4 protein-coding genes are annotated in these 2,612 nt (G+C 73.9%); 3 read left to right on the top strand and 1 reads right to left on the bottom strand.

The genetic code is table 11. The features are described 5' to 3' along the window. The 3 genes from ACWEN3_RS45045 to ACWEN3_RS45035 all read left to right on the top strand — a co-directional run. The coding region (locus ACWEN3_RS45045) for an acyl-CoA dehydrogenase family protein (RefSeq protein WP_452984054.1) at positions 1-352 on the top strand (352 nt) is incomplete at its 5' end. A 156-nt stretch (positions 353-508) separates the two neighbouring features. Next, positions 509-1,372 carry a phosphatidylinositol-specific phospholipase C/glycerophosphodiester phosphodiesterase family protein gene (locus ACWEN3_RS45040; protein ID WP_452984052.1) on the top strand — a complete coding sequence of 288 codons (864 nt, stop codon included), beginning with the start codon at positions 509-511 and terminating at the stop codon, positions 1,370-1,372. A 101-nt stretch (positions 1,373-1,473) separates the two neighbouring features. Continuing rightward, complete coding sequence (locus tag ACWEN3_RS45035; protein WP_452984050.1) at positions 1,474-1,668, top strand: hypothetical protein; 195 nt, start codon at positions 1,474-1,476, stop codon at positions 1,666-1,668. Between the two features lie 49 nt (positions 1,669-1,717). Here the strand turns inward: ACWEN3_RS45035 and ACWEN3_RS45030 are convergent. Beyond that, positions 1,718-2,612: phosphodiester glycosidase family protein (locus ACWEN3_RS45030; RefSeq protein WP_452984048.1), on the bottom strand; the 895-nt coding region annotated here is incomplete at its 5' end.

Here is a 2,612-nt window from a genome sequence, read left to right as displayed (position 1 = left end):
GGAGCGCAAGCAGTTCAACCGGCCGGTCGGCGGCTTCCAGGCGCTCAAGCACCGGCTGGCCCAGCTGTGGCTGGAGGTCGTCAACCTCCGCGCCGCCGCCCGTGCCGCCGCCGACGCCCTGGCCACGGGGGAGGACGCCGACATCACGGTGGCGGTCGCCCAGGCCTACGCCGCCCCCGTCGCCGTGCACGCCGCCGAGGAGGCGCTGCAACTGCACGCCGGGATCGGCATGACCTGGGAACACCCGGTCCACCTCTATCTGAAACGGGCCAAGGCCGACTCCATCGCCTACGGCACCGCGGGCGCCCACCGCGAGGCCCTGGCCGAACTGGTGGGCCTCCAGGCGCCCTGACCCACCGGTGCGCGGCCCGCCCCACCCGGGCCGGGCCGCCGCCGCGTGCGCCGGGCAGGTGAACTCCCAGCCAACTACCCGCGAGGAAGGGGTACTTGGCCGACCGGCGCACGCATACTCCCTTCGGTCCCATCCGGTACCCAAGGGAGGCAGAGCATGGCACTCACGACCCGTCGCAGAGCCCTCACCAGCCTCGGCGCCGCCCTCGCCGGCACCGTCGCCCTCCCCGCCGCGCAGGCCCGCGCGGCCGACGCCCGGCCCGGTCCGCGCCCCCTGTGGCACGCCCACGCCCACAACGACTACGAGCACCCCCGGCCCCTGTTCGACGCGCTCGACCACCGCTTCGGCAGCGTCGAGGCCGACATCTTCCTCGTCGGCGACCAGCTCCTCGTCGGGCACGACGCCTCGGAGCTGGACCCGTCCCGCACCCTCGAATCCCTCTACCTCGACCCGCTGGCCGCCCGGGTGAAGGCCAACCACGGCACCGTCTACCGGGGTTGGCGCCGGCCGGTGCAGCTCCTCGTCGACATCAAGACCGAGGGCTCCTCGACCTACCTCGAACTCGACCGCCATCTCAGGCGCTACCCGCACCTGTTCACGCGGTACGCGAACGGCCGGGTGCACCCCGGCCCGGTCACCGCCGTCGTCTCCGGCGACCGCGCCGCCCGCGGCCCCATGGAGGCCCAGACCGAGCGCCGCGCCTTCTACGACGGCCGGCTCAGCGACCTCGGCAGCACCGCGCCCGCCTCCTTCATCCCGCTGATCAGCGACAACTGGACGCTGAACTTCACCTGGGCGGGCGACGGTCCGTTCCCGGACGCCGAGCGGCACAAGCTGCGCGACATCACCGCGGCCGCCCACGAGCGCGGCCAGCAGGTCCGGTTCTGGGCCACCCCCGACACCGCGGGCACTGCCCGGGACGCCCTGTGGACCGAACTGCTGGCCGTCGGCGCCGACTGGCTCAACACCGACGACCTCGCCGGCCTGCAGGACTTCCTCGACGCCCGCCCCTCCGCGTAACACCACACGATCGGAGGACATGTCAGCCGCCCGGAGCACCCCTCCGCTACGCCACACTTGCGGCCGAACGCCGCTCATGGGCGTGGCGGAGGAGGTTCCCGATGGCCGTTTCCATCTCTGTGGTGCTGCTGCTCCTGATCCTGGCCGTGATCTTCATGCGCAACGGCGCGCTGAAGGTCTCCCACGCCCTGGTCTGCATGCTGCTCGGCTTCTATCTGGCCGGCACGAGCATGGCACCCACCATCCACAGCGGCCTGACCGCGACGGCCGACCTGGTGAGCGGCCTGCGGCCCTAGGGGGTGTCGTCGGCCTGATCCGAACGACACCCCCTGGCCCGGCGTCGGCTCAGGGCTTCTCGAAGACGCCGACCCCGTCCGGGACGGGGCGCTCGGCTCCGGCGCTCGGATGGTTGCGGACCCTCACGGCGCTCGCGCCCGCGTCCCGGGTGACCATCTCGGTGGAACCGCCGCCGTCGAGGTTGAACGCGTCGTACGCCCCCAGGGAGCGCATGACGGCGGCCTCCTCGGCGACCGTCATGCCGGTGCGGTAGGCCGCCGCTCCGTCCAGCGCCATGATCAGCAGTTGCCGTCCGCCGCTCCTGAAGCCCACGACCGTGCGCACCGCGGAGGTGGCGCCGTCGAGGCCGGACAGCGGCCTGCCGTCGCGCAGGACCGGGAAGCCGCCGATCGCGAAGGCGTACGGGACCCCCGACGTGGCCGCGATCAGGGTGTGCGTGACGGTCACCGCGTCCCCGGCCGAGAGCTTGCGCAGCTGCCGCGCACCCTTCTCCCGGCCCACCAGGACCGTGGTGCCCGCGGGGATGGAGCCGCGGCCGAGGGTGTTCGAGGCGGAGACCACCCGGCCGTGGCGCACCGTCACCTCGCGGGTGTCGGTGCTGCACCCCGCCGCCCGGTCGGTGTCGGTGCCGCAGACGGCGCGCATCCGGGAGGCGCTGCCCCACCGGGAGGTGAAGGCGCCGACGGAGTGCTCCGCGAGCGCGTACTGGTTCAGGCCCTTCAGCGGCAGCTTCCCCACCGGTGTCTTCACGGAGCCGACGAGGGTGAGGCGGTCCAGCCGGGCCCGCCGGTCCGTGCCGACGCCGAAGACGTCCCTGGTGCTCGTTCCCGGCGGCAGCGCGGGCCCGAACCGCTGGCCGCCGGGCACCGCCGCCTTGAGCACCCGCCCGGCCACGACGGCGTCGCCCAGCACGCCGACGACCTGCAGAACGGCACCGGCTCCG

This window comes from Streptomyces sp. NPDC004561 (genome assembly GCF_053602155.1).
Note: the sequence above shows the minus strand (reverse complement) of the source record. Positions and strands in the feature narration are given on the sequence as shown.

What these genes read in the sequence shown, in the direction of transcription:
- ACWEN3_RS45040 (WP_452984052.1), top strand. Translation starts at nt 509, where the DNA reads ATGGCACTCACGACCCGTCGCAGAGCCCTCACCAGCCTCGGCGCCGCC.
- ACWEN3_RS45035 (WP_452984050.1), top strand. Translation starts at nt 1,474, where the DNA reads ATGGCCGTTTCCATCTCTGTGGTGCTGCTGCTCCTGATCCTGGCCGTG.